The sequence below is a fragment of the Rheinheimera sp. ATLC3 genome (genome assembly GCF_059429535.1).
In genome coordinates this window covers 773,610-798,999 of record NZ_CM182103.1, presented here as the reverse complement: position 1 = coordinate 798,999, position 25,390 = coordinate 773,610, and the positions used below count along the sequence as shown (strand labels likewise).

General features: G+C 47.6%; 25 protein-coding genes and 1 tRNA gene. 19 read left to right on the top strand and 7 right to left on the bottom strand.

The window, feature by feature from the left end; all coding sequences use genetic code 11:
• Positions 1-19: 19 nt before the first annotated feature.
• The gene (tssH, locus tag AC5SV9_RS03785; protein WP_475153127.1) at positions 20-2,713 is read left to right on the top strand and encodes a type VI secretion system ATPase TssH; all 2,694 of its coding nucleotides are present in this window, start codon (positions 20-22) and stop codon (positions 2,711-2,713) included.
• Between the two features lie 52 nt (positions 2,714-2,765).
• Here the strand turns inward: tssH and AC5SV9_RS03780 are convergent, their stop codons facing one another.
• The 3 genes from AC5SV9_RS03780 to AC5SV9_RS03770 all read right to left on the bottom strand — a co-directional run bounded on the left by AC5SV9_RS03780 (position 2,766) and on the right by AC5SV9_RS03770 (position 5,475).
• Positions 2,766-3,971 carry a lipase family protein gene (locus AC5SV9_RS03780; RefSeq protein ID WP_475153129.1) on the bottom strand — a complete coding sequence of 402 codons (1,206 nt, stop codon included), beginning with the start codon at positions 3,969-3,971 and terminating at the stop codon, positions 2,766-2,768.
• Between the two features lie 245 nt (positions 3,972-4,216).
• Positions 4,217-4,291: transfer RNA gene (locus AC5SV9_RS03775), tRNA-Arg, on the bottom strand.
• A gap of 47 nt (positions 4,292-4,338) precedes the next feature.
• On the bottom strand, positions 4,339-5,475 hold the full coding sequence (locus AC5SV9_RS03770) for a flagellar assembly protein T N-terminal domain-containing protein (protein WP_495473535.1): 1,137 nt from the start codon (positions 5,473-5,475) through the stop codon (positions 4,339-4,341).
• A 132-nt stretch (positions 5,476-5,607) separates the two neighbouring features.
• On the opposite strand from AC5SV9_RS03770, the gene AC5SV9_RS03765 reads away from it, so the two are divergent.
• Positions 5,608-6,066: an LPP20 family lipoprotein gene (locus AC5SV9_RS03765; protein WP_475153132.1), complete on the top strand. Its 459-nt coding sequence runs from the start codon at positions 5,608-5,610 to the stop codon at positions 6,064-6,066.
• Positions 6,067-6,082: 16 nt separating this feature from the next.
• Here AC5SV9_RS03765 and flgN read toward each other — a convergent pair whose 3' ends face one another.
• The 3 genes from flgN to flgA all read right to left on the bottom strand — a co-directional run bounded on the left by flgN (position 6,083) and on the right by flgA (position 7,615).
• Entirely contained in the window at positions 6,083-6,517 is a 435-nt protein-coding gene (gene flgN, locus AC5SV9_RS03760) for a flagellar export chaperone FlgN (protein WP_475153133.1), read from the bottom strand.
• Entirely contained in the window at positions 6,514-6,834 is a 321-nt protein-coding gene (gene flgM, locus AC5SV9_RS03755) for a flagellar biosynthesis anti-sigma factor FlgM (RefSeq protein WP_134053683.1), read from the bottom strand. The genes flgN and flgM overlap by 4 nt, the downstream gene beginning before the upstream one ends.
• 76 nt (positions 6,835-6,910) lie before the next feature.
• Positions 6,911-7,615 carry a flagellar basal body P-ring formation chaperone FlgA gene (flgA, locus tag AC5SV9_RS03750; RefSeq protein ID WP_475153134.1) on the bottom strand — a complete coding sequence of 235 codons (705 nt, stop codon included), beginning with the start codon at positions 7,613-7,615 and terminating at the stop codon, positions 6,911-6,913.
• A gap of 130 nt (positions 7,616-7,745) precedes the next feature.
• Here flgA and AC5SV9_RS03745 point away from each other — a divergent pair, with 130 nt between their 5' ends.
• The 13 genes from AC5SV9_RS03745 to flgL all read left to right on the top strand — a co-directional run bounded on the left by AC5SV9_RS03745 (position 7,746) and on the right by flgL (position 20,312).
• Positions 7,746-8,675: a chemotaxis protein CheV gene (locus AC5SV9_RS03745; protein WP_475153135.1), complete on the top strand. Its 930-nt coding sequence runs from the start codon at positions 7,746-7,748 to the stop codon at positions 8,673-8,675.
• Between the two features lie 16 nt (positions 8,676-8,691).
• Positions 8,692-9,525: a CheR family methyltransferase gene (locus tag AC5SV9_RS03740; RefSeq protein WP_475153137.1), complete on the top strand. Its 834-nt coding sequence runs from the start codon at positions 8,692-8,694 to the stop codon at positions 9,523-9,525.
• Positions 9,526-9,597: 72 nt separating this feature from the next.
• Positions 9,598-9,999, top strand: a complete 402-nt coding sequence (flgB, locus tag AC5SV9_RS03735; protein WP_475153139.1) for a flagellar basal body rod protein FlgB — start codon at positions 9,598-9,600, stop codon at positions 9,997-9,999.
• Between the two features lie 2 nt (positions 10,000-10,001).
• Positions 10,002-10,427, top strand: coding sequence for a flagellar basal body rod protein FlgC (flgC, locus tag AC5SV9_RS03730; protein WP_475153141.1), 426 nt, complete (start codon positions 10,002-10,004; stop codon positions 10,425-10,427).
• An 11-nt stretch (positions 10,428-10,438) separates the two neighbouring features.
• Entirely contained in the window at positions 10,439-11,167 is a 729-nt protein-coding gene (locus AC5SV9_RS03725) for a flagellar hook assembly protein FlgD (RefSeq protein WP_475153142.1), read from the top strand.
• 19 nt (positions 11,168-11,186) lie between these two features.
• Positions 11,187-12,500: a flagellar hook protein FlgE gene (flgE, locus tag AC5SV9_RS03720; RefSeq protein ID WP_475153144.1), complete on the top strand. Its 1,314-nt coding sequence runs from the start codon at positions 11,187-11,189 to the stop codon at positions 12,498-12,500.
• 142 nt (positions 12,501-12,642) lie between these two features.
• The gene (locus AC5SV9_RS03715) at positions 12,643-13,389 is read left to right on the top strand and encodes a flagellar basal body rod protein FlgF (RefSeq protein ID WP_475153145.1); all 747 of its coding nucleotides are present in this window, start codon (positions 12,643-12,645) and stop codon (positions 13,387-13,389) included.
• Positions 13,390-13,425: 36 nt separating this feature from the next.
• Positions 13,426-14,214 (top strand): flagellar basal-body rod protein FlgG, encoded by a 789-nt coding sequence (gene flgG / locus AC5SV9_RS03710; RefSeq protein WP_273023780.1) that lies wholly within the window; start codon positions 13,426-13,428, stop codon positions 14,212-14,214.
• 11 nt (positions 14,215-14,225) lie between these two features.
• Positions 14,226-14,903 (top strand): flagellar basal body L-ring protein FlgH, encoded by a 678-nt coding sequence (flgH, locus tag AC5SV9_RS03705; protein ID WP_134053703.1) that lies wholly within the window; start codon positions 14,226-14,228, stop codon positions 14,901-14,903.
• Between the two features lie 10 nt (positions 14,904-14,913).
• A complete protein-coding gene (locus AC5SV9_RS03700) occupies positions 14,914-15,999 on the top strand; it encodes a flagellar basal body P-ring protein FlgI (protein ID WP_417704941.1) in 1,086 nt (361 codons plus the stop codon).
• 1 nt (position 16,000) lies between these two features.
• Positions 16,001-17,014, top strand: a complete 1,014-nt coding sequence (gene flgJ / locus AC5SV9_RS03695; protein ID WP_475153147.1) for a flagellar assembly peptidoglycan hydrolase FlgJ — start codon at positions 16,001-16,003, stop codon at positions 17,012-17,014.
• 41 nt (positions 17,015-17,055) lie between these two features.
• Positions 17,056-19,074, top strand: coding sequence for a flagellar hook-associated protein FlgK (gene flgK, locus AC5SV9_RS03690; RefSeq protein ID WP_475153149.1), 2,019 nt, complete (start codon positions 17,056-17,058; stop codon positions 19,072-19,074).
• Positions 19,075-19,076: 2 nt separating this feature from the next.
• Positions 19,077-20,312 (top strand): flagellar hook-associated protein FlgL, encoded by a 1,236-nt coding sequence (gene flgL, locus AC5SV9_RS03685; protein ID WP_475153151.1) that lies wholly within the window; start codon positions 19,077-19,079, stop codon positions 20,310-20,312.
• A gap of 29 nt (positions 20,313-20,341) precedes the next feature.
• On the opposite strand, the gene AC5SV9_RS03680 is transcribed toward flgL, so the two are convergent.
• Positions 20,342-21,400, bottom strand: a complete 1,059-nt coding sequence (locus AC5SV9_RS03680; RefSeq protein WP_475153152.1) for a putative sugar O-methyltransferase — start codon at positions 21,398-21,400, stop codon at positions 20,342-20,344.
• 193 nt (positions 21,401-21,593) lie between these two features.
• On the opposite strand from AC5SV9_RS03680, the gene AC5SV9_RS03675 reads away from it, so the two are divergent.
• The 4 genes from AC5SV9_RS03675 to AC5SV9_RS03660 all read left to right on the top strand — a co-directional run bounded on the left by AC5SV9_RS03675 (position 21,594) and on the right by AC5SV9_RS03660 (position 25,378).
• Complete coding sequence (locus AC5SV9_RS03675) at positions 21,594-22,421, top strand: flagellin N-terminal helical domain-containing protein (protein ID WP_495473534.1); 828 nt, start codon at positions 21,594-21,596, stop codon at positions 22,419-22,421.
• A gap of 196 nt (positions 22,422-22,617) precedes the next feature.
• A complete protein-coding gene (locus AC5SV9_RS03670; RefSeq protein ID WP_495473533.1) occupies positions 22,618-23,442 on the top strand; it encodes a flagellin N-terminal helical domain-containing protein in 825 nt (274 codons plus the stop codon).
• A gap of 65 nt (positions 23,443-23,507) precedes the next feature.
• The gene (locus tag AC5SV9_RS03665; RefSeq protein ID WP_475152656.1) at positions 23,508-24,335 is read left to right on the top strand and encodes a flagellin N-terminal helical domain-containing protein; all 828 of its coding nucleotides are present in this window, start codon (positions 23,508-23,510) and stop codon (positions 24,333-24,335) included.
• Between the two features lie 209 nt (positions 24,336-24,544).
• Positions 24,545-25,378 carry a flagellin N-terminal helical domain-containing protein gene (locus AC5SV9_RS03660; protein WP_475152658.1) on the top strand — a complete coding sequence of 278 codons (834 nt, stop codon included), beginning with the start codon at positions 24,545-24,547 and terminating at the stop codon, positions 25,376-25,378.
• Positions 25,379-25,390: the final 12 nt, after the last annotated feature.

The window sequence follows — 25,390 nt, the reverse complement described above, 5'->3', positions numbered from 1 at the left end:
TAACTAAAAGGATCCTAACATGGCTGAAATTAGCCGGGTCAATTTATTCGGCAAGCTTAACCCGCTTGCGTTTAAAGCCGTGGAAAGTGCAACGGTTTACTGCAAACTAAAGGGCAATCCTTATGTTGAAATTGTGCATTGGTTTCAACAGGTTCTGCAGCTGCCTGACTCTGACTTACACCGTATTGCCAAGCACTTTGAGTTTGAGCCTTCAGTATTCGCCAAAGACATCACCAACTGTCTTGAAGCCTTACCGCGCGGTGCCTCTTCGATTTCGGATTTATCGAGCCATATCGAAGATGCCATTGAGCGGGGCTGGGTGTATGGCTCTTTGGCTTATGGCGACAGTAAAGTACGCATGGCGTATGTAATATTGGGCATGTTGCAAACCCGCCAGCTGAAAAGCGCTTTGCTGGCGATATCAAACGAATTTGGCAAAATTAAACTGACTGAATTTAGCGAAAATTTACAGGATATTGTCGCCGGTTCCAGTGAAGATGGCCTGGCAGCCAATGATGGCAGCAATATGGGGGCTGAACCCGGCGTGGCCAGTGCGGCAATGGCTTCCGGCGCTGGCGGTAAACAGGCGGCGTTGGCACAATTTACCGTTGATCTGACCGAACAGGCGCGCAGCGCTAAGCTGGACCCGATTATCGGCCGTGATGATGAAATCCGCCAGCTGATAGATATTTTAATGCGTCGTCGTCAGAACAACCCGATCCTGACCGGCGAGGCCGGGGTAGGTAAAACCGCGGTGGTAGAGGGGTTTGCTCATCGCATCGTCAAAGGCGATGTGCCGCCGGCGCTTAAAAACGTCAAACTGTTAAGCCTTGATATAGGTTTATTGCAGGCTGGCGCCAGCATGAAAGGCGAGTTTGAAAACCGCCTGAAGCAAGTCATTGAAGAAGTTAAAAGCTCAACCCAGCCGATTATTACCTTTATTGATGAAACCCATACGCTGGTTGGTGCCGGTGGCGCTGCCGGCACCGGCGATGCAGCAAACTTACTTAAGCCCGCACTGGCGCGGGGTGAGCTGCGTACCATTGGCGCAACTACCTGGGCTGAGTATAAAAAACACATTGAAAAAGACCCAGCGCTGACCCGTCGTTTTCAGGTGGTCAAAGTAGAAGAGCCAAGCGAAGAAAACGCCATATTAATGCTGCGTAATATCACTGGCATGCTGGAGCAGCATCACAAAGTTGAAATACGTGATTCTGCTATTGAGGCCGCCGTCAGATTATCCCACCGCTATATTCCATCGCGCCAGTTACCGGATAAAGCGGTAAGCTTGCTGGATACAGCAGCAGCCCGGGTGGCTGTGAGCCAGTATGCGACGCCCTTTGCGTTGGAAGACTGCAAACAGCGGCTTGAAAACCTTACTACCGAAGCCAAAATGCTGGCCAACGAAGCGGCGATGGGCGTGGCACATGATGCCCGGATTGAGCAGGTTAAGGCGAAAATTGAGCAGGAAAACACCCTGGCCGCGCAATTAACTGAAAGGTGGCAAACGGAAACACAACTGGTTGAAAAACTACTGGCGACCCAGCGACGCTTACGTGAATTGGTCAACCCTAAAGACAGTGCCACAGAGGAACAAACTGCAGCCGATACTCTGGCATTAATCGCCAGTGAAAAAGCCATACTGGCTGATTTGCGGGCACAGCTTAGCGCATTACAGCAAGAGTCACCGTTAATTCTGCCCAGTTGTGATGAGCAGGCTATTGCCAGTGTAGTGGCTGATTGGACGGGCATACCCGTCGGCAAAATGGTCGGCGATGAAGTACAGCGTATTTTGTCGTTAGCCGAAATTATGCAGGAGCGTGTCATCGGCCAGGATCATGCTATGGAGATGATCGCCAAACGCATTCAAACCTCGCGTGCCGGGCTGGATAACCCGAATAAACCGATTGGGGTGTTTATGCTGTGTGGCCCTTCCGGCACAGGTAAAACCGAAACAGCCTTGACCCTTGCCGAAGCGCTGTACGGCGGCGAGCAAAATGTGATCACCATTAATATGAGTGAGTTTCAGGAAGCACATACCGTATCAACCCTTAAAGGCGCGCCGCCGGGCTACGTCGGTTATGGTGAGGGCGGTATTTTAACTGAGGCAGTACGGCGCAAACCCTATTCAGTGGTATTACTGGATGAAGTGGAAAAAGCCCACCCGGATGTGCATGAGATTTTCTTCCAGGTATTTGACAAAGGTGTAATGGAAGATGGCGAAGGGCGATTAATTGATTTTAAAAATACGCTTATTTTGCTGACCTCCAATGTGGGCAGCGATTTGATCATGAACATCTGTAACGACCCGGAGCTGTTGCCTGAGCCGGAGAGTATCGTTAAAGCGCTGCGTGAGCCACAGTTACAGATTTTCCCGGCTGCGCTGCTGGGGCGTATTGTGTCGATTCCTTATTATCCGCTGTCGAATCAGATGCTAAATTCGATTACCCGTTTGCAGCTTGATCGCATAAAACAGCGCATTGAGCATGGGCAGGGCATTGCGTTTGATTACTCTGATGCGGTGGTCGATGTGGTTGTTAGCCGTTGTACCGAGCTTGAAAGTGGCGGACGGATGATTGATGCCATTTTAACCAACACGCTATTGCCAGAGCTAAGTACCAAAATACTCAATCGCATGTTGGCGGGAACGCCTATTACTGCAATCAGTGTCGGCGTTGAAGACGGCCAATTCAGTTACAGGCTGGCTGAATAGTCAGCAAAAAGGCAACACCGGGCCAGCCTAATCTGGCTGCCCGGTGTGTATATCAGCGGTTAAAACGGATAACCTGTTTGCGTTTTTGGTTAATCGCTTCAAGTTGTCTTGCCTGGAATAATTCGCGTTCGGTTTTGGTTTTTATCTGGCTTAACATCAGGCCCAGAATGTAGCGTAACATAGCAACAAAGGTGTCTTTGCCGACAGTGACGATTTTACCCAGCGCCTGAAATGAGCCAACCAGCCAGCGCACTATTAGTGGACGTCTTTTTGGATCTTGGGTACACCCCCAGGAAATGAGGGAAACTATCTGATCAACCACTGTGCCGGGGGCGGTCACTATTAGCCCAACCGTAGCACCTACAACATATAATATTTTATGGAAGGCCTGGGTGAAATACCGCCAGCGTCTGGACTCCATGCCACAGCCGCCACCGGCATTCATGCCTTGTGAGATAAGTTGCTCAGCCTGCGCCCAGGATTCTGCTCTGACTTGTGCATTGTTACTGTCGGCCAATACCAATCCGTTGGGCTCCCTGTAACCGATATGACTGCCAGACCAGGAATCGGGAGAAATCAGGCGTTTGCCTGTCATATGCACAAACGGCAGCATCGGCAACCAGGTCACTACGTCACCGGCATAATAGTAACGGTTAAGACGCTCTCCCAAATGTTTTTGCATATAAAGTGCGTGCGGCAACATACCAACCCGGGGGGCGCCAAAAGTATATAAATAGGGTGTAACGTAAGAGTTGACGAAATGTTCGGCACATAAGGTGGCCAATGCACCACCCATGCTGTGCCCAACACAATGAACCGTGTGATATTCACCGATATTACCTAATATAGCCCGAATACCAGGCAAGCAACTTTGGAACACTTTGGCAAATGCACCATGCACCGCAAAGCCTTTCGGGCTGGTCCCTGGCAAGAATCCGCCATCGATATACAGATAATCATCCTTTAAGCGTGTACTGCCGCGAAAGGTAATTAACACCTCACCTCGTCTGCTGCCTGTGCCTTTGGTAATGAAGCCCATCTGGTCGTTAGCTGACCAGGTACTGTTGCCAGAGAAAGGGAACGTTTGTGCAAACAATGCCTCAGGGTGTGTATTAAAGGTGGTTTTTTCTAATGGCACTATGTGGCCGCCCCCTAAATCCAGGCTGATTGCACACCTGCGATCGACCAAGTCGACCAAGTCTGAAGTGGCTGCAAAAGCACACTCAGATGCAAAGTTAATCGATAGTGGTCGTGCCACGCGGGTTTCTCCCTATTTCTGTTAGTACCCTAATTACCCTTCTTCAGGAAAGTCCAGGTGATTTCATACGCTTAGTTATACGTTAAAGAGGGAGTAAAAGTTGCAGTAGTAGGGGGAATTAGAGGCTGTGGTGCCAAAACACATTAGATGCGCCAGACCGGACTAGACAGGCTAAGACTAATAAAAATTGATATAAGGGGTTTTCTTTGTGAGGCGGATCAGTTTAGACGGGTTAAACTGACTAATGGCTGCCCCAGCAGGAATCGAACCTGCAACTGCCCCTTAGGAGGGGGCCGTTATATCCATTTAACTATGGGGCAACGCGGCGAAATTCTAACAGACCGGGCAGTGATTGGGAACCTGAACCTTAATAACTGGCTATTTTCCGCACACTTACAATATCGCCTTGCTGAATATGTTGCAGCAGCTTAGTGCTGCCGCTGGCCCAGGCGTACTGCTCGCTGAGGTCGGTTATCTTAAGGGTCACTGCTTCTTTAATCAGGCGCTTGATGCCCGGGCTGGTAGGGTGACGCTGTAATTGAAATAACTGTAATTCGTCGCCCGGTTGCAAGCCGTGCATTTTGCCAATTTCCAGCATTACCTGATTATCTTTTACCTGGCGAATACTGCTTAGCAAAGGCTCGCACTGTAACTGACGCTGCACATCTTCTGCTACGGCAGATAACAAATGGTCAATTTTCTGGCCATACGGCATTTGCCAGAATGCCTGACTATGGCTGGCCGGGGTGCTTTTGCTTTCGTATGGCCAGTTGGCGCTGGTGCGGTACTCCTGCTGGAATACCAGGTGTTGTTCAAACAAATCGTACAGGCTTACCTGCAGCGAGAAGAAACGCTCTTTTTGCGACTGCTGCCAGAAGCGGTTAGTGCTTTGGCCCAGTGATAAATCATTAATTTGTGCCAGCAGTATATACTGATTACCCTGACGGAACATGCGGTCGGTATCCGGGTACACCAGCTGCTGTGCCGTTACGCTTTGCTGCATAGGTTTAACCAACACCGCCGGGCTGTAATCCTGCATATGCAGCTTTAGCTGATTTGTTACATCGGCACCGATCTCGAATAGCTGGCCATAAATAGCATCTTGCCTGGCATGCAGCTGCACCTGGCTTAGTAGCAGCGGTTTACGGTATATATTGCCTTCACAGCTGCTACCCAGTGCTTCAATATCCAACCTTAACGTTACCGTGATCAAATCGCCTTGTTGCTGCTCTGTAATAAGTTGCAGCTGTTTGATCTCGCCCTGGCTACTTACGCCAAGCTGCTCTTGCTGTAATACGCCATTTAATACTACCTGCGTGCTGCGGACACTGGCGCCGGCGGCAAGCGCGGCACGTTTTACGGCATCGTCAATTGCCTGCTGCCTGGCCTGTTCCACGTTGCCCTGGGTAATAAATGCCTGGCCGGTTGCTTCATACCAGGCAGCCTGACCGGGTAAGCTTAGTAGGGCTGAGCTTAGCACACTGATAATAAGGTGTCGTTTCATCGCTTTTTTCACACGGTAAATACTTACATCAATAAAGCAAAATACGTGCCTGAATGCTGGCCCGAATTTTGCTGACATAACACCATAGAAGACGCACCTTTAATATAAACGGGTGGATGGAACGGAGGTTATATGAAACTGTGGTTAAGCCTTGCATTGGCTGGCAGCGTGCTGCTAAGTGGTTGTTCTGCGTTGTATAACAAGCATATAGAATATACAGCGATAAAACCTGAATCATTTCCGCTGCTGCGGGCTGTGGGTTATGCGCCTATCAGTGCACAGCTGAGTAATGACCAGCAACAAAAGATGTTACAGGCAATGAAAGCATCCAAGCTTGATGCCTATAAAGAACTGACAGAGATGGTATACGGCCAAAAAATTGACGCTGATAATCAGCTGCAGGACATGGTACTGACGAATGAGCGCTTGTCTGCTTCGGTTAAAGGGGTGATTAATGGCGCCCGGGTAGTAAAAACCTATGCTGTTGATGATGTGTATGTAACTGAGCTAGAGCTTGATTTTGAGCAGGTTTATTATCTGTATCAGAATACCCGGCCACAACAAACCATTAAAAGCGTCAGATATTACTAGGGGTAATGTCTGCTGCTTAAGCTTTAATGCCTTTGCCTTTATTGTCTACGGTGGGCATACCTTTATTGGTATAGGTCAGGCCGGATTTGCCTCTGCTGGCCAGTAACTCAGTTTTAAAGCGGGCTAGTGTCAGCTGGCTTTGTTCCAGCGTTTGCTGATTAATATCGTTGTGGCGTTTGCACTGTTCTAATTGCTGGTCGATGTTAGTGACCAGCTGTTTAAACCAGTCTTGCTGCTTCATGCTTTCCAGCTCGGGAGCCTGCGCCAGCTGATGATCAGCTTGCTGCAGTTGTTGTAGTACAACTGATTTAGCACTGGTGATACGTTCCAGCTCATTGATGTCGCGGTTTGACAGGGCGGCAAGTTCTTGCCGCAACAGCAACAGCAGCTCATCCAGATGCTGTTGTTGCTGGTTTAATAAAGCGGTGATGGCGTCGGCGGCTGCGGTCATTTTTTACCGAATAACTCGCTTTCAAACTGCACGATACGGCGCGCCAGTTGTTCAACGTTAATTTTGTACTTACCTTCACTGATCGCTTGTTTGATCTTGTCGACCTTTTCCTGATCAATACCGCTGCTATTTGAGGCCTTTTCAGTCAGTTTAGAAAACTGCTGTGCCTGCGGCGTGATTGATACTGAATCCTGTTTCTGGTTAGCATTTTGCGTTGCATTTTGTTGCACAGCAGCCTGCTGACGCTGAACGTTCTGTTCAACCTTGTCGTTTTTTACTTGCGTTGTGTTTTGCAAGTTATTGATATTAATAGCCATGCTCGGACCTCATCACCTTAATACAGTTCCTTATGTTCAGGTTAACGGCGTTAAACAGCAAAACTTTAGTAAATTTTTAAAATTTTACTCTGACATGATTGACAGCGATCACTTCAGCGTTTATCGCGCGTTTAGACTGCTGGTTCATCACACTGATAGTATCTCCAAGGCTACCATCAGATTGCGCTACGCCGGTTGCAGCAACGCTAAGACCATTGTCACTGACTGATATTGTAACAACATCTCCTTTGCAGACAAGGCAAAGATCCTGCAAGGTTAAAATTTGTCCCATCGACAGGGCTCTTTTGGTTCGGGCACCAATAACACTGGCAGCATTTTCAACCAGACTGCCGCGGATAAAGCGCCGTTCACGCTCTGCTGTGGTTAACATATCGGCCGTTATCAGGCTGCCTGAAGCAATATTTTGCTGCAATATTATCGCCTGCACAATCTCATCAATGCGTACCGGGACATAAAGCTGCCAGCCGCTTTGCGCAGCGCAGCGTATCTGGATAGTATTCTGGCGCTGCGTGAGCGGTTGCGACAGGCTGAATTCCAGCGGCTGCACACAGCTTTTGCTGCCAATACGGTTATCCAACGGATTAACATTGATTTGTGTGGAGGCAGCATCTTCTGCTGCTATCTGCTGTGCCAGCCATTGCTCGGCAGCAATGGTAAGTTCGCCGGGCGTATAAACAGATTCTTGCATCGCAGCGGCACTGAATGCCAACAGCAGTAATGAACTAAGTGCCTGTTTAAATAAATTTTCGTACTTTTTCATAAGGTTTCGGCTATGCTTTACTGGCTAGGGGTTATAACATATGACGGTACTTTGACGCTAACCGCCTTAACCTGATTTGATAAGGGGTTAAGCAAGAATTGATCCTGATAGTATTACAGAGGAGCGGCAGATGGCCGGTATTTTAGACTCAGTAAATCAGCGTACGCAGTTAGTCGGGCAGAACCGGCTGGAATTATTGTTGTTTAAGCTGGTCGGCCGCCAGCGTTACGGCATTAATGTGTTTAAAGTGCGTGAGGTATTGCAGTGTCCGCCGTTGACCGCTATCCCCAAGCGTAATAAGTATGTGCGCGGCATTGCCCATATACGCGGTCAGACTATCTCTGTTATTGATTTAAGCCTGGCGACAGGTGGTAAAGCCATTGATAACACCAAAGACTGTTTTATCATTATTGCTGAGTACAACCGCTCAGTGCAGGGTTTTCTGGTTAACTCGGTTGAACGCATTATCAATATCAACTGGGAAGCTATAATGCCGCCGCCCAAAGGGACAACCGGCAAACAAAGCTACCTGACAGCAGTAACTGAGATTGATAAAGAACTGGTAGAGATTCTGGATGTAGAAAAAATTCTGGAAGAAATTTCACCATCACCCACAGCAATATCAAAAGCGCTCGACACTCAGAGTATTACGGCTGATTTGGGCGACAGACTAATCCTTATTGCCGACGACTCTGCTGTAGCGCGCAATCAGGTAAAGAGGGCTCTGGAAGGGCTCGGTGTGCGGATGCATCTGGTAAATAACGGCCGCGAAGCTCTGACTTACCTGCAGCAAGTGGCAAAAGAGTGTACTGAATCGGTGACAGAGAAAGTCGGTTTACTGATTTCAGATATCGAAATGCCCGAGATGGATGGTTATACCCTTACCGCTGAAATTAAACAGGATGCCCGGTTGAAACGTTTGCATGTTATCCTGCACACCTCATTAAGTGGGGTATTTAATCAGCAAATGGTACAAAAAGTCGGCGCGGATGATTTTATTGCCAAGTTTAACCCTGACGAGCTGGCGGAGTCGGTACAAAAATGGTTGCATGCTGACTGATAGTTAAGGACTGCCGGTGCTGAACAAAGATTTACAGGATAAAGAGTACGTACTGTTCCGGGACTTCCTGGAACAGCAATGCGGTATAGTGCTGGGAGAGAACAAGCAATATCTGGTTAAAAGCCGGCTGGCACCGCTAATGCAACGATTCGGTGTTGCATCTTTGTCTGAGCTGGTGACAAAAACCCTTAGCCCGTTCGAGCGGCAGCTGCGATCGGCAGTGATAGATGCGATGACGACAAACGAAACCTTGTGGTTTCGAGATACTTACCCCTACGAGTTATTGAAAAAACAAATCTTTCCCGAGATGGAAAAAACTTGCCGTAACGTCAAAATTTGGTCGGCGGCCAGCTCCAGTGGGCAAGAGCCTTATTCTATTGCAATGACAGCTTTGGAATATCAGCAAAGTCGTCCGGGCTCGTTTAGCCTTGGCGTAAACATTCTTGGTACTGACATTTCTAATACTATGTTGGAGCACTGTCAGCGGGCTGAATATGACGGCTTAGCGCTGTCGCGTGGCTTGTCGCCCGAGCGTCGCAGTAAGTTTTTTGAAGACAGCGGCAAAGGTATGATGCGGGTAAAAGAGCCCGTGCGTAAGAATGTGAGTTTCCGCCATCTTAACCTGCTGGACAGTTACACGCTGCTAGGCAAATTCGATATTATCTTTTGCCGAAACGTACTTATTTACTTTTCGGCAGATGTGAAGGCAAAAATTATCCGCCAGTTTGCCCAGTCGCTGAATTCACGCGGTTATTTGTTCCTGGGCGCGTCCGAATCCTTATCCAGTCTGAACAACGATTTTGAAATGATCCGCTGTAACCCCGGTATTATTTACCGCAAAAAAAGCTGAACGCTGATTTTTTTATTTCTGGCCTGAGTTTTGCATTTGATTTGCCATCGTGAATAAACAGGTGGCAAAAAAATGGCAATCAGTTTTGAAAAAGCATTTGGTTTGCATCCTGAAGCCATGCTGGTGCGTGATCGGCGGGCACAGGTGCTGGCCGAAAACATCGCAAACGCAGACACGCCTGGCTATAAAGCCAAAGATATCGATTTTCATCAGGCCTTAAGCAATGCCAAGGCCCGGCAATCCGGTGCGATAAACCGCACGCACGAGCAACACTTTAATATTTCTATTGCCCAGCGTCAGGAAACGATGTTTCGTAACCCGGATCAACCGGATACCGGCGATGGCAACAGCGTAGATATTCATCGCGAACGCAACGCCTTTATGCAGAACAGCCTGGAGTACCAGGCCAGCATGACCTTTCTGAACGCCCGCATCAGCGGCCTTAAAAAAGCCATCACCGGTGGAGGCCAGTAACCATGAGTGCTTATAAAATTTTTGATATCGCCGGCAGCGGTATGACAGCACAGTCTGTGCGTATGAATACCACCGCCAGTAATATTGCCAATGCCAATAGCGTCAGCAGTAGTATTGACCAGACCTATCGCGGCAGGCACCCGGTGTTTGCCGCCCAACTGTCAGAAGCCCAGCGCCAGCAGGGCGATGACACCGCTGGCGTACAGGTGCTGGGTATTGTTGAGTCGGACGCCCCGCTGAACGTGGAGTATGCGCCGAACCACCCGCTGGCAGATGAAAATGGCTACATCTATAAGCCCAATATCAACATTATGGAAGAGATGGCGAACATGATTTCAGCGTCACGCTCGTATGAAACCAACGTACAGACAGCTGATGCCGCTAAACAAATGGTAATGCGTACCTTGCGTTTAGGCCAATCAAGCTAAGGGCATAACTTATGACTAGTTCAGTAAACAATAACTCTGCTCTGGACGGCATGTATTGGGATAACACCGATAAAGCGCCGGATAAAAATAACGGCGCCCTGACGCAGGCTGATTTCTTTGCGCTGTTAACACAGCAGTTGGCGTATCAGGACCCGACCAAGCCGGTTGAAAACGATCAGATGATCGCGCAGATGACCAACTTCACCATGGCTGATGGTATCGGTTCGCTAAATGAGAGTTTTAAAGGTTTTGCTGAAAGCATGACCTCTAACCAGGCATTGCAGGCGTCATCGCTGGTTGGCCGTAGCGTGTTAACACAGTCTGAAGAAATTGTGTTTACCGGCGAAACGCTATCGCGCGGCACCATTGAACTGGATAAAGCCGCAACGATGATGAAAGTGCGGATAGAAAACGAGAAAGGTGAGCTTGTTCAGACATTTAGCGTTGAAAACCCTAAAGTTGGTAAGAACGAGTTTATCTGGGATGGTACCTATATGGAATCTGGTGCCGGCAGTGCCGAAGAAATTGACGGCGAACTGTCTGAGCGGGTGAAGGCCGGTGTCTATAAAGTCAAAGTGGACGTCAACTACACCGATGGCACTAACGCCAGCTTACCGGCAAATGTGTATTCGCCGGTGGGCAGCGTGAGCCTTAACGGCACAGGTGGCGGGGTTACGCTGAACCTGCTGGGGCTGGGGCCGGTTAAATTAAGTGATGTTTTAGAAGTATCTTACAGTTAATAGCGAGCTGAGGTGAATTATGAGTTTTAATATCGCATTAAGCGGCCTGGCCGCAGCGCAGAAAGATTTGGATACCACGGCAAATAACATTGCCAACGTAAATACAACTGGCTTTAAAGAGTCACGGGCAGAGTTTGCAGACGTTTATGCAACCTCTATTTTTGCCTCTGGCCGCACTAAGGTCGGTGATGGTGTGACCACCTCTGTTGTTGCACAGCAGTTTAGCCAAGGGTCGTTGCAATTTACCAATAACTCGCTGGATTTGGCGATAACCGGTGAAGGCTTTTTTGCTCTGACGCCAGATCGTTTCTCGCAAGATTTAACCTACACCCGGGCTGGTGCTTTTAAGCTGAATAAAGATAATTTTATTGTCGATAACAAAGGCAATTTCTTGCAGGGCTTTGCGGTAGACCCTGTTGACGGGGAAAATCAGTCGGTTAGCCTAAGTACCACGCAACCAATTTCGATCCCGACATCCGCCGGTGCGCCTCGTGCGACTAATAACATTTTCTTGAGCATGAACTTAGATTCCCGTGTAGTAGCACCTGGTGCTGCTTTTGATCCAACGGACCGCGCAACTTACAATCATTCGACGTCAGTTACCGTTTATGACAGCCTGGGGGAGTCTCATCAGGTAACAACGTACTTTCGTAAGCAGGGCGCTCCGGCGGTAAATACCTGGGACACTTTTGTGGTGTGGGATAACAAAACAGCAGCACCGCCAGCTGCAGATTCGTGGTTTGCTGGCGATCCGGTAGAATTTGACTCTAACGGTAATTTTATTGAAACAACACCATTGCCGGTTATCACTATACCTGCCACAGCTCTTAATGACCCGGCAAATACTTACCTAACGAATGGTGCACAGGCTGTCTCTGATGTTGTCGTTAACTTCCGTGACGCTTCCGGTGTCAGAACTCCCACACAATATGCTTCGATTTTTGACGTAGAGAATTTGAGCCAGGATGGTACTACCGTCGGTAACTTAACCGGAGTAGATATTGATGCTTTTGGCCGAGTGTTGGCCAGTTACAGTAACGGTGACTCTGCCTATCTGGCGCAGGTGGCGATGGTGCGTTTTGCCAACGTTCAAGGCTTAAAGCAGGTTGGTAATACATCATGGAAACAAAGTATTACTTCAGGTGAACCTATAGGCGGGCAGGCTAATACCGGTACTTTTGGCGCGGTAAATGCGTCCTCGCTGGAGCAATCAAACGTTAACCTGACCACTGAACTGGTTGACTTAATCAGTGCCCAGCGTAACTTCCAGGCAAACTCCAGGGCGCTGGAAGTTAACAGTACCTTACAGCAGACAGTGCTGCAGATACGATAAGCATGGTTTAGCTGAAAAACACCACCCTTCGCGGTGGTGTTTTTTTATTGGGAAAAGCGTTGCGGCCAGCAGCTTTACTGCATTTTTATATGTGGCATCAAATTTGCTTTGGAAGTAGCAACGACGACTGACGGAGCGCGTTATGGATCACCTGTTATATATCGCCATGAGTGGTGCCAAAGAAAATATGAACGGTATGGCACTGCGTTCAAACAACCTGGCTAACGCCAGTACGACCGGCTTTAAGGCTGATTTTGAGCAGGCCAGGTCAATGCAGGCTTTTGGCGAAGGTTTACCGACACGGGTATTTTCGCTGACAGAACGCCCAGGTCAAAACTTTGACGCCGGTGCTGTCATCATGACTGAGCGCGAGCTTGATGTGGCAATTCAGGGGGATGGCTGGCTTGCGGTGCAAGCACAGGATGGTAATGAAGCATACACGCGTAGCGGCAGTTTGCAGATAAGCCCCCTTGGTATGCTGGAAACCGTAACAGGTTTGCCTGTGCTGGGAGACGATGGTCCTATTCAGTTGCCGGTGCCGCTGGCAAAGGTTGAAATTGCGCAGGACGGCACTGTCAGTGCACTGCCCCTTGGCGCACCTGCAGATGCTATAGCGCCCGTTGGGCGTATTAAGCTGGTAAGGCCGGTGAACAACGAGTTGGATAAGGGTACTGATGGTTTGTTCCGTCGTAAAGACGGTCAGATAGAAGAGGCCAGTGCCGATGTCAGTTTGCTCAAAGGTGCGTTGGAAGGCAGTAACGTCAATGCTGTTGGCGAGATGACTTACATGATTAGCCTGCAACGTCAGTTTGAGATCCAGGTGAAAATGATGAAAAGCGCTGAAGAAATGGACCGTCAACAGAATCAACTGCTGAGAATCGTCGGCTAACAGATTATTGAAAGGGCGATAGCCCGGGAGGCAAACATGCATCCAGCTTTATGGATTAGTAAGACCGGATTAGACGCGAAACAGCGCGATATCTCGGTTATTTCAAACAACCTGGCCAACGCCAGCACCGTTGGGTTTAAGAAAAGCCGGGCAATTTTTGAAGACTTGCTGTACCAGAATGTCAATCAGCCTGGTGGTGCATCATCACAGAATACTGAATTGCCTAACGGGTTAATGCTTGGCGCAGGCACAAAAGTGGTGGCTACACAGAAAAACTTTACCCAGGGCAATATGATCACAACAGACAACAGTCTGGACGTGATGATACAAGGCCATGGTTTTTTTGAAATTCTGATGCCGGACGGCACCATTTCATATACCCGCAATGGCCAGTTTACTGTTGATGATGAAGGTAACGTCGTGACCTCAGGTGCCGGTTATCAGGTTCAGCCGAATATCGTTGTGCCGCCAGATGCGACAAGTATCACTATAGCGCAGGACGGTCAGGTTTCAGTGCAGTTACCTGGTCAGGGGCAACCTGCCGTGCTTGGTCAGCTTACCGTGACAAATTTTATAAATCCGGCGGGTTTAGAGCCTATCGGGCAAAACCTGTTCCGTGAAACCGGCGCCAGCGGCGACCCTGTGCAGGGCATACCCGGGCTGGAAGGGCTGGGCATTATTGTGCAGGGCTCGCTTGAAACATCAAACGTTAACGTTACTGAAGAGCTGGTTAACCTGATTGAAAGTCAGCGGGTATATGAGATGAACTCAAAAGTGATTTCATCTGTTGACCAAATGCTGGGTACGGCGATTCAGCAGCTGTAATGGGAGGCCTTATGTTACGCATTATGTCTGTTCTTTGTGGCGTGTTATTGCTCAGCAGCTGCGCGTCTTTGCAGGAGCCGCAGCAGGATGATCCGTATTTTTCGCCGCTGGTGCCGGAGCAGCCTTCAAGGCCGCTGACGCAAAATGGCTCACTGTTTGCTCAAACCTATTCAAACAGCCTGTATGCAGACAATAAAGCCCGGCATGAAGGCGACATTATTACCGTGGTACTGCGCGAGAGCACTCAGGCCAGTAAAAAAGCGAAAACGGAAATGCAAAAAGACAGTTCTACGTCATTTGAGCCGATGGTTGGCCTTGGCGGCAGAAATGTGTCCGTTGCCGGCAATGTTTTGCAGTTTGGCGCCGATTCAACCTCAGATTATAAAGGTGATTCAAAGGCGGATCAGAGTAACAGCCTGGTCGGTAATATTTCGGTCAATGTACTGCAGGTGCTGAACAACGGCAATCTGGTGATCCGTGGTGAAAAGTGGCTGACGCTTAACACCGGTAAAGAGTATATCCGTCTGACCGGCGTTATCCGCTCGCAGGATGTTGATGTGAATAACACGGTAGAGTCGACCAAAATTGCCAATGCGCGTATTGAGTACAGTGGTACCGGTGCACACCATAATGGTCAGTCACCCGGCTGGCTGAGCCGGTTCTTTAACGGTCCGCTGTGGCCATTCTAGGAGAGCACAAATGAAATCTGTGATGGCTATCTTGTTGTGCTTACTGGCATTACCTGCTTTAGGCGCACGAATTAAAGATGTCGCTGATGTTGAAGGCGTGCGGTCGAACCAATTGGTAGGCTATGGTCTGGTTGTAGGATTACCCGGTACAGGTGAGCAAAGCCCTTTTACCGAACAGAGCTTTCGCACCATGTTAAGCAATTTTGGTATTACTTTGCCTGGCAACATGAAAGCACAGATTAAAAATGTTGCGGCTGTGGCTGTGCATGCTGAACTACCGGCGTTTGCCAAGCCTGGCCAGACCGTGGACATTACCGTTTCATCGGTTGGTAGTGCCAAAAGCCTGCGTGGCGGTACTTTGATGCAAACCTTTCTGACGGGCCTTGATGGCAATGTCTATGCCGTTGCACAAGGTAGTTTAATTGTCAGCGGCCTTGGCGCAGAAGGGTTGGACGGGTCGCGTATTCTGGTCAATACGCCAACGGTAGGCCGTATTCCTAACGGGGCCATGGTAGAGCGCGAGGTGATTACACCTTTTGCCCAAAATGACTTTATTACGTTTAACCTGAAGCAGTCAGATTTTACTACCTCAAAACGGCTGGCTGAGGCTATCAATGCCTTTATCGGGCCGGAAACTGCGTATTCACTTGATGCGACTTCTGTGCAGGTTAGGGCGCCACGTGATGTCAGCCAGCGGGTATCTTACTTGTCGACGCTGGAGAATCTGACGTTTGAACCGGGAGATTATTCAGCCAAAATTATTATTAACTCCCGTACCGGTACTATTGTTATCGGCAAAGAGGTTCGGCTTTTCCCGGCGGCGGTGACTCACGGTGGTTTAACAGTGACTATCGCTGAAAACCCAAGAGTGGTACAGCCTAACCCATTGGCTGATGGCCAGACTGCAATCGAAGAAAACAGCATTATCGATGTGCGGCCGGACCAGTCACGGATGTTCAAATTTGACCCGGGCGTTACATTGGATGATTTAGTGCGTACGGTAAATGCTGTCGGCGCGGCGCCAGGTGATTTAATGGCAATTTTAGAAGCGCTTAAAGAAGCCGGCGCTATTCATGGTGAGCTGGTGGTGATTTAACATGAGCACGACACCGAACAATATTTCGTATCATGATATTGGCAGCCTGCAGCAAATTCGCAGTGCGGCTGGTAAAGATGAAGCGGGTGCATTGCGCCAGGCTGCGGAGCAGTTCGAGTCAATTTTTTTCAGTATGTTGCTTGGCAGCATGCGCAAAGCCAACGAGGCATTTGAAGTGGATGGCATGATGAACAGCCAGACCACTAAGTTTTATCGCGATATGCAGGACAGCCAGATGGCGACTGAGCTATCAAAAAATGGTGCTTTAGGGTTAGCCGACTTGCTGGTACAGCAACTTAGCCCTGCATTGGGGATCAAGCCTGTCCGAGCAACACCCTCAGAGCTTAAATTGCCCCAGCACAAAACTGACAAAGTACTGACGATGCCGAACGTTGTTCTGCCAGCGCTACACATAAAGCCTCAGCCGCAGAGAGAGGGGACAGCAGCTACCGACACATCGCCGGTTGCAGCTGTAGACCAGCAGACTCAGCCGGAGTGGAAGGTAGATAGCCCGGCCGACTTCGTTAAAAACCTGCTGCCAGCTGCAAGGCAAACCGCTAAAGCACTGGGGCTCGACCCGCTGGCTCTGGTAGCGCAAGCGGCACTTGAAACAGGCTGGGGGCAGCGGATGATCAAGAATAATCAGGGCAACAACAGCTTTAACCTGTTTGGCATCAAAGCTAACAACGGCTGGCAAGGTGATACCGCTGTGGTCGATACATTGGAGTACCGCGGTGGTATTGCCAAAAAAGAGCAGGCCCGATTCCGTGCTTACAGTTCAGCAGAGCATAGTCTGCAAGATTATGTGGACTTTATTAAACAGAATCCGCGTTATCAGGACGCGGTTAACGCCAGTGCAGATACCAAAGCGTATTTTGAACAATTACAGGCGGCAGGCTATGCGACAGACCCCGCGTACGCACAAAAAATTATGGCGGTATATCAAAGCCCTGCTTTGCAAAACGCCCGTAGCGATGACAGCGACACTAAAGAAATAACCCATGCAGCCGAATAAAAGCCTAAGTAACGCAGCAGCCGGCGTTAACGGAGAGAGCAATGTCAGATAATTTACTCAGAATTGGTACTTCAGCCATACTGGCAAACACTACTTTGCTCAATACCACCAGTAATAATATTGCCAACATTAATACTGAAGGCTATACACGTCAGCGCACCGAGTTTGAATCACAGATCCTGGGATTAGGTGTAGGCAAAGGTACGACGGAACGTCTGGTCAGTGAGTTTACGCAGAAGCAACTACGGCGCGATACGTCTAACTACAGTTTTGCTCAGCAGTACGTTACAGAAGCCAATCGCGTGGATGCACTGTTTTCTAACCCTGCCAATAGTATCGCTACCGGGATTAATGATTTATTTAAACAGTTCCAGATTGCCAATAATGAACCGGCTACGCTGGCCAATCGGCAGCTTATTATCGGCAGTTCTCAAGCATTGCTGGATAAGTTCAACACCTTGTCCAATCTTGTATTAGATCAGGATAACTTTGTTAACCAGCAACTTGATATCTATACAGATGAGGCGAATGCTTACATCAAACAGATTGCAAATTTGAACATTGAAATCTCGTCTTTTGGTACGGGAAGTAGCCGACCCGTGCCGCTGGATTTGCTGGACAAACGCGATTTGGCCATTAAAAATCTGTCAGAAATGGTCGATATACGCACACTGGATGCCGATAATGGAGAAAAACTGGTTTTCCTCGCGACCGGACAGTCGTTGGTTGTAGAACGGGGCGATTACAGCCTTATCTCACTACGTGGTGATCCAGATCCTTCGCAGCGTGATTTAAAGCTGCAACTATCCGCAAAACCAAGTATCGAGCGGGATATTGATATTGAGAATGTGGGTGGAAAAATAGGTGGTTTATTGGCATTTCGCGAAGAGATTCTGATACCAACACAAAACCGTCTGGGGCAGCTTGCACTGTCAATGACAGATGCGATGAACACACAAAACCGTCTTGGGATGGATCTGAACGGCGAAATTGGTGGCGATTTATTCAAGTTACCCGTAAGCAATGGCTTTTCTTACGCCTCTAACACAGGAACTGGAGCTGTTAGTCTTACTATCGAGCCAGGTAAAGGCAGTAGCTTACCACCAAATGATTTTTTACTAACGGTGGAAGCAGGTGGGGTAAGAATTCAGGCTCTTGATTCTGAAGGGAAAATAATTGCCGGCTCGGATAAAGTCGTTGCAGTGGGGGCATACCCTGTAACAATTAATTCGGCAGATGCGGCAGGCGATCTGTATGGTCTTGAAATTACGCTGACCGGTGCTCCGGCTATAGGTGATCAATTTGAGCTTAAACCACTGAGCACCGCTTCCAGGACGTTGGAGCTGGCAACTACCCGACCTGAAGATATTGCCCTGGCATCTCCGGTACGAAGTGAATTTTCCGTCACTAACCTGGGCAATGCCCAAATAGAGGGGTTAACTGTTACGGATACCACACCGGCAACCTTACCCGCATATGGTTTTGATACACCGTCAGGTCTGATTAATGGTCCCTGGACAATGACCTATGTTGGTGGTGATACTTTTGAAATAGTAGACAATCTTGGTAATCCCGTTGCTACTGCAGCCTTTGGTTCAAATCAGTATCAGGATATTTTTGCTCAGGCAGGTATTGACGTAGGTTTCGATTTTTCTGTGACAGGTATTCCGTCTGTTGGAGATACGTTTAGTATAAGCTTTAACGACGGCGGTTTTAACGATAACCGTAACGGTTTGGCTATGTCTGCTTTGCAAACAGAGCAGACCACACGCCTCAATCCGCTATCTGCGCCGGACAGCGCAAATGCTGTTAACTTCAACCAATCTTACGCTGATATGGTCAGCTTGATTGGCGAACGTACTAGTCAGGGGCGGAATAATGAAGCCGCCAGTAAGGCGTTGTTAGAACAAACTACCGCCTGGTATGAGTCGTTATCGGGTGTTAGTCTGGATGAAGAAGCCTCTAATCTGGTAAGGTTTCAGCAGACCTATGCTGCAGCAGCCCGGATAATATCTACGTCACAAACCGTGTTCGATACGCTGTTGTCAGCGGTGAGGTAATTATGCGCTTGTCTTTTAATATGAAATTTAATGCCGGTTTAGATGGCATTTTAAATACCCAGCAGAAAATGAACCGGGCGCAGGACCAACTTACCAAACAAACCCGGATTTTGACGCCAGCTGATGATCCAGCTGCGTCTGCTAAGGTTTTGGGGCTGGATCAGAATTTAGAGCAAGTCGCACAGTTTCAGAACAACAGCGTATTGTTGAAGAATAATCTGGCGCTGGAAGAGACAGTGCTGACTAATATGCGCTTATCGCTAGACAAGGCTCGTACTTTAACCATTGCTGCAGGTAACGGTGCTTATACCGAGACGGACAAAAAGGCCGTTGCGCAAGAGCTGAAAAATATTCAGGTTGAATTGCTGGATTTGATGAATAGCCGTAATGCAGAGGGCGGGTATATCTTCTCTGGTTTTCAGGATAAGAAACAAACATACAGCTACAATAACGCCACTGGCATATATGAGTTTCAGGGGGATGATGGACAAAAGGCTTTGCAGATTTCACCAACAATAGCCTTGGCTGGCAATGATAGCGGTAAATTTATCTTTGAAAATGTGGATGCGCGCTTCAAAACGACTGCGGCAGTTATCAGCGCCGGTGGTGCGACAGCAGCTTCTGTTTCAGTGACAGATCAAAGCCAGTTTGATGCTTATTATAAACAGACCTATGACGGCCTGGCACCGGCAAACAATGACTTCAGTGTGGTGCTTACGGCTCCATCAACCTATGAGATCCAACAAAATGGTACCAGTTTGGTTCCACCTGTTACTGGCACTTTTACCCCTGATGCTCCTATAGCCTTTAACGGCCTTACAATTACCGTAAGTGGTGCTGCAGCTGTTCCAGGACAAGTTGACTTCTCGTTACAGGCACCGGAAAAGAAGAACATTTTGACCACAATTGGAGAATTTATTACTGCGCTGGAAGACCCGTCATTTTCTTCATTTGACTATAATGAAGCTATCAGTGATACGATAACTCAGGTCACTTCTGCTGCAACAAACATTGATAGTTATCTGTCTTCAATAGGTGGCAGAGTAAATGTGCTGGATAGTGTATTTGGTACCAATGAAGATTTAACGATCAATAACAAAGCCTACCGAGCTGACCTGGCTGAAGTGGATTACGCAGCTGCGATAACAGAAATTACTAAACAGGAAATTGCGCTTGAGGCTATCTCTAATACTTTTGTGAAGGTATCGGGTGTGAGCTTATTTGACTATATAAGGTAGATAATCACTTGTTATCTACCTTTTTAATTCTAGCGCCGTTTAAATAATAATAATTCAGAGTGAAAATTATCGACTGTTTTAAAACCAAAAGGGTACACCTGACGGGTTATTAAGTTGTAATTTGGCAACATGTCGATGTAATCATCCGTTCGTATAGGTTGCTCAACGCCAAGGTCATCTTTATGTTTTTTCACTTGTTTACCTTCCCTTATATTCCTCAGCAGGATCCATTTGCTTTGTAACCGCTCAACATGATTAAAATAGTTTTTGACGATAGACGGTTCCATCTCCTGAAACGAAATAAAGTTGACAAATAAATCAATGGAGCCGCTGAGTTTCGGTAACTGCCAGCTACATAGTACAGAAATTTCGGGGAGCAAGGCGATGTCGATATTATCCTGGTGTCTGGTCTCCATATAACCGACCACTTTTTTTCCAGGAAGAGCCGCTTTTAGGTATGTTTCGGCAACAAAAGACGTTGGCGGAATATCAACGTCGATATAGCGTAGGCTAGGAATATCACTTTTTGCTAATATTTCGCCAAGCGCACCGAAACCTGCACCGATTTCTAGCACAGTATTTATCTCTGTATCCAAGTAGCGTTTTAGCAACTGCATGCCGAGCAGGTAATTCAGAGAGGAACGGCTGAATTTTTTACCATCAAACTCAAAGTGTTCAATGGGGTTACCAAATTCTGATTCAGAGAAATGACTAAGTTGTGGCACTGTTGCTGGATCATCAGCAGCGAGAAACACCCGGTAATCAGCGAGCGCAGATTGATATCCGCCAAGCATCAGTTCTATAGTTTTTTGAGCTTTAACTGCATCAGGAAAGGTTTGCTGGAAAAAGTTAGTCAATTCACTTTGCATGTAAGGTGTAAAGCTATTACCGGGTGAGCCATAAGTCGGTACAAAAAACGCCAAAATGTCGTCAATACGTCTGAAGTTTTCCACACCATGCATTTTTAATGCTGTAGCGATTTTAAGTGAGGCGTCTGTCCAAAATGCTGAAGGCTTGTAAAGCTCACTTTGGTTTTGCATATCAGCAAACGCTTGGTCCAGTGCAGTAAAGCTTTCTGAAGTACTCATTGTCGCTACCTGAAGTCTGTCGTATATCGTCTAAACTATAATGGAAAAATTATTAAGTACAACAACTTAAGAGCATTAAATCGTCGTCCTTAAAAAAAAGCTAAAGATAAACCAAGATTGCGCGATAAATAAGTATCTGGATTACGACTTAGCGATAAACGTTAAGTAAGATTACCGAGTTTAGGAGCACACCATGTCTTTATATGTCAATACCAATACTTCATCATTAAATGCTCAGCGTCAGCTGTTCAACTCAGGCAATGCGCTGGACACGGCATTTAAACGGTTGTCCTCAGGTTTTCGGATTAACAGCGCTGCTGATGACGCCGCAGGTTTACAAATTTCGAACCGGCTAACCAGTCAGGTGAATGGATTGGACCAGGCTGCACGTAATGCCAACGATGGTATTTCGCTGGCACAGGTAGCAGAAGGTGCAATGGAGGAAATTACCAATTCTTTGCAGCGTATTCGTACCCTTGCGATTCAGTCACAGAATGGTATTAACAGCAATGATGATCGTGCTGCGCTGCAAAAAGAAGTATCAGCGCTGAAGTTGGAAATGAGCCGAATTGCATCGACTACGCAGTTTGGTAATCAGAATCTGTTAACTGGTGGTTTTTCTTCTAAGTTTTTAGTGGGTGCGAATGCTAACCAGAATATCAGCGTGAACTTATCACGTACCAACGGTTACGGTACAACAGGTTTGGGTTTAGCAACATTAACAGTATCAACAGTCGGTGGTGCATCAGGAGCGCTAGCATTGATCGACAGTGCGATTAAAGCGGTTGATGGTAAACGTGCAGACTTGGGTGCGGTACAAAACCGGTTTCAGGCGACAATTCGTAACCTGACCAACATTTCGGAAAATGTATCAGGCGCCCGCAGCCGTATTCGCGACACGGATTTTGCTAAAGAAACGGCAGAATTAACTCGTACGCAAATCCTGCAGCAAACCAGTACGACGGTTCTTGCACAGGCTAACCAGCGGCCTCAGGCTGCATTGAGCTTACTGCAGGGCTAGTAAAGCTGTTTCCTAAAAAGCCGCATTAATGCGGCTTTTTCTATTTTAAAATGTTTTTGTCTTTAAAATAAGTATTTTTATAAACTATCTAAAGTATTTTCTTTTTTTTCCGATACATAAGTAGCACAAAAAAATAGCAACATCGCCTGTTAAGGCGGCTGCTGCTAGTGTTTAATTAGGTAGCAGGAGAGTTAAGATGTCTTTATATGTCAATACCAATACTTCATCATTAAATGCTCAGCGTCAGCTGTTCAACTCAGGCAATGCGCTGGACACGGCATTTAAACGGTTGTCCTCAGGTTTTCGGATTAACAGCGCTGCTGATGACGCCGCAGGTTTACAAATTTCGAACCGGCTAACCAGTCAGGTGAATGGATTGGACCAGGCTGCACGTAATGCCAACGATGGTATTTCGCTGGCACAGGTAGCAGAAGGTGCAATGGAGGAAATTACCAATTCTTTGCAGCGTATTCGTACCCTTGCGATTCAGTCACAGAATGGTATTAACAGCAATGATGATCGTGCTGCGCTGCAAAAAGAAGTATCAGCGCTGAAGTTGGAAATGAGCCGAATTGCATCGACTACGCAGTTTGGTAATCAGAATCTGTTAACTGGTGGTTTTTCTTCTAAGTTTTTAGTGGGTGCGAATGCTAACCAGAATATCAGTGTGAACTTATCACGTACCAACGGTTACGGTACAACAGGTTTGGGTTTAGCAACATTAACAGTATCAACAGTCGGTGGTGCATCAGGAGCGCTAGCATTGATCGACAGTGCGATTAAAGCGGTTGATGGTAAACGTGCAGACTTGGGTGCGGTACAAAACCGGTTTCAGGCGACAATTCGCAACCTGACCAACATTTCGGAAAATGTATCAGGCGCCCGCAGCCGTATTCGCGACACGGATTTTGCTAAAGAAACGGCAGAATTAACTCGTACGCAAATCCTGCAGCAAACCAGTACGACGGTTCTTGCACAGGCTAACCAGCGGCCTCAGGCTGCATTGAGCTTACTGCAGTAACTGAGGTAAAGATATGAGCCGCTGACAGGCGGCTCATATCCCTCTTACTGAGAAGGAATTGCAGTATGTCGTTAGTCGTAAATACTAATCAGTCATCGCTTACTTCGCAGCGTTTATTAAGTAACGCAACGGCTGGCTTAAGCACAACTTTTGAGAGGCTGACATCGGGCTTTCGCATTAACAGAGCTGCAGACGATGCTGCTGGTTTAGTGATTACCAATGTGCTGACCAGCCAGGTGAATGGTTTGGATCAAGCGGTACGTAATGCAAATGACGCGATTTCGCTGGTACAGGTTACCGAAGGTGCCATGGAAGAGATTGGCATTAGTTTACAACGCATGCGGGTACTGACCATTCAATCAGAAAACGGCATCAATACCGCAGCGGATATCAGTGCCATTCAGCTGGAATATGATGAATTGGCAGCTTCTATTCAGAATATTGCCGACAATACTGAATTTGGTGGCATTAAATTACTGGATGGCAGCACGCCTAAGGTAGTGTTTCAGATTGGTGCAAATGCTGGGCAGAAAATAGAAATTGATTTGTCAGCCAGTTATGGTAGCGACGCTGGCGGATTAAATGTTGCGGCAGTTGTGCTTGGGCAAGATGACGCTGCCGATTCTCTGTCTGCGCTTGACAGTGCAATATTGGCTGTTGATTCAGCTCGTACTGATTTAGGTGCCTGGCAAAATGCGTTGGGCTCAACAATTCGTAATCTGACTAATGTCAGTGAAAATGTGTCCGCTTCCCGCAGTAGGATCCGCGATACCGATTACGCCAAGGAAACCACTGAGCTTACCCGGACCCAGATAATTCAGCAAAGCAGCACTACAGTGTTGGCGCAGGCCAATCAGAGGCCGCAAGCTGCACTGAGTATTTTGACAAGTTAAGATAAAAACCACCTAACGGTGGTTTTTATCTTTTTGAATTTAAATAAGAAATAAATTTAATTAAAAAAATAGATTTTTTTCCTAAAGTTTATGAAGCCGCAGCCGAAATACTAGTTAAGCCAAGTTGCAGCTTGGCTCAGTTAACGGGATAACCGTATTTTAAACATCAGTTGGACGTGGCGCCGCTACCGACAACTAAGGAGTGACTCATGGCTTTATATGTAAACACCAATACCTCGTCGTTGAATGCTCAGCGTCAGCTGTTCAATTCTGGTAATAACCTGGATACAGCCTTCAAGCGCTTGTCTTCGGGTTTCAGAATTAACAGTGCTGCTGATGACGCGGCCGGCCTGCAGATTTCAAACCGTTTAACCAGCCAGGTTAATGGCCTGGATCAAGCCGCACGTAACGCGAACGATGGTATTTCAGTTGCTCAGGTAGCTGAAGGTGCTATGGAAGAAATCACTAACTCATTACAGCGTATCCGTACTCTGGCAATCCAGTCTCAGAACGGTATCAACAGTAATGATGACCGCGCTGCCCTGCAAAAAGAAGTGTCAGCGTTAAAAGTGGAAATGAGCCGTATTGCTACTACCACGCAATTTGGTAACCAAAACCTGCTAAGTGGCAGTTACTCAGCAAAATTTTTGGTTGGTGCTAACGCTAACCAAAACATCAGTGTTAATTTAAGTCGTACCACACCAGGTGCAGGCTGGGGTACTGCCGGTCTGGGTCTGGGTGCATTAACCGTTTCTAGTGTAACGGGTGCCTCTACAGCCATTGCTCTGGTTGACAGCGCCATTAAAGCGATTGATGGTAAGCGTGCAGACTTAGGTGCGATCCAAAACCGCTTTCAATCAACTATCCGTAACTTAACTAATATCTCTGAAAACGTATCAGGTGCTCGCAGCCGGATCCGTGATACAGACTTTGCCCGTGAAACTGCAGAGCTGACCCGTCAGCAGATTCTGCAGCAAACCAGTACTACTGTATTGGCACAGGCGAACCAGCGGCCACAGGCAGCTTTATCGTTATTGGGTTAAACTAATACGCGC

Excerpts from the sequence above, each read along its gene's own strand:
- tssH (WP_475153127.1), top strand. The coding sequence starts at position 20 with ATGGCTGAAATTAGCCGGGTCAATTTATTCGGCAAGCTTAACCCGCTT.
- AC5SV9_RS03770 (WP_495473535.1), bottom strand. The coding sequence starts at position 5,475 with ATGAAACGACACCTTATTATCAGTGTGCTAAGCTCAGCCCTACTAAGC.
- AC5SV9_RS03765 (WP_475153132.1), top strand. The coding sequence starts at position 5,608 with ATGAAACTGTGGTTAAGCCTTGCATTGGCTGGCAGCGTGCTGCTAAGT.
- flgN (WP_475153133.1), bottom strand. The coding sequence starts at position 6,517 with ATGACCGCAGCCGCCGACGCCATCACCGCTTTATTAAACCAGCAACAA.
- flgM (WP_134053683.1), bottom strand. The coding sequence starts at position 6,834 with ATGGCTATTAATATCAATAACTTGCAAAACACAACGCAAGTAAAAAAC.
- flgA (WP_475153134.1), bottom strand. The coding sequence starts at position 7,615 with ATGAAAAAGTACGAAAATTTATTTAAACAGGCACTTAGTTCATTACTG.
- AC5SV9_RS03745 (WP_475153135.1), top strand. The coding sequence starts at position 7,746 with ATGGCCGGTATTTTAGACTCAGTAAATCAGCGTACGCAGTTAGTCGGG.
- flgB (WP_475153139.1), top strand. The coding sequence starts at position 9,598 with ATGGCAATCAGTTTTGAAAAAGCATTTGGTTTGCATCCTGAAGCCATG.
- flgC (WP_475153141.1), top strand. The coding sequence starts at position 10,002 with ATGAGTGCTTATAAAATTTTTGATATCGCCGGCAGCGGTATGACAGCA.
- AC5SV9_RS03725 (WP_475153142.1), top strand. The coding sequence starts at position 10,439 with ATGACTAGTTCAGTAAACAATAACTCTGCTCTGGACGGCATGTATTGG.
- flgE (WP_475153144.1), top strand. The coding sequence starts at position 11,187 with ATGAGTTTTAATATCGCATTAAGCGGCCTGGCCGCAGCGCAGAAAGAT.
- AC5SV9_RS03715 (WP_475153145.1), top strand. The coding sequence starts at position 12,643 with ATGGATCACCTGTTATATATCGCCATGAGTGGTGCCAAAGAAAATATG.
- flgG (WP_273023780.1), top strand. The coding sequence starts at position 13,426 with ATGCATCCAGCTTTATGGATTAGTAAGACCGGATTAGACGCGAAACAG.
- flgH (WP_134053703.1), top strand. The coding sequence starts at position 14,226 with ATGTTACGCATTATGTCTGTTCTTTGTGGCGTGTTATTGCTCAGCAGC.
- AC5SV9_RS03700 (WP_417704941.1), top strand. The coding sequence starts at position 14,914 with ATGAAATCTGTGATGGCTATCTTGTTGTGCTTACTGGCATTACCTGCT.
- flgJ (WP_475153147.1), top strand. The coding sequence starts at position 16,001 with ATGAGCACGACACCGAACAATATTTCGTATCATGATATTGGCAGCCTG.
- flgK (WP_475153149.1), top strand. The coding sequence starts at position 17,056 with ATGTCAGATAATTTACTCAGAATTGGTACTTCAGCCATACTGGCAAAC.
- flgL (WP_475153151.1), top strand. The coding sequence starts at position 19,077 with ATGCGCTTGTCTTTTAATATGAAATTTAATGCCGGTTTAGATGGCATT.
- AC5SV9_RS03680 (WP_475153152.1), bottom strand. The coding sequence starts at position 21,400 with ATGAGTACTTCAGAAAGCTTTACTGCACTGGACCAAGCGTTTGCTGAT.
- AC5SV9_RS03675 (WP_495473534.1), top strand. The coding sequence starts at position 21,594 with ATGTCTTTATATGTCAATACCAATACTTCATCATTAAATGCTCAGCGT.
- AC5SV9_RS03670 (WP_495473533.1), top strand. The coding sequence starts at position 22,618 with ATGTCTTTATATGTCAATACCAATACTTCATCATTAAATGCTCAGCGT.
- AC5SV9_RS03665 (WP_475152656.1), top strand. The coding sequence starts at position 23,508 with ATGTCGTTAGTCGTAAATACTAATCAGTCATCGCTTACTTCGCAGCGT.
- AC5SV9_RS03660 (WP_475152658.1), top strand. The coding sequence starts at position 24,545 with ATGGCTTTATATGTAAACACCAATACCTCGTCGTTGAATGCTCAGCGT.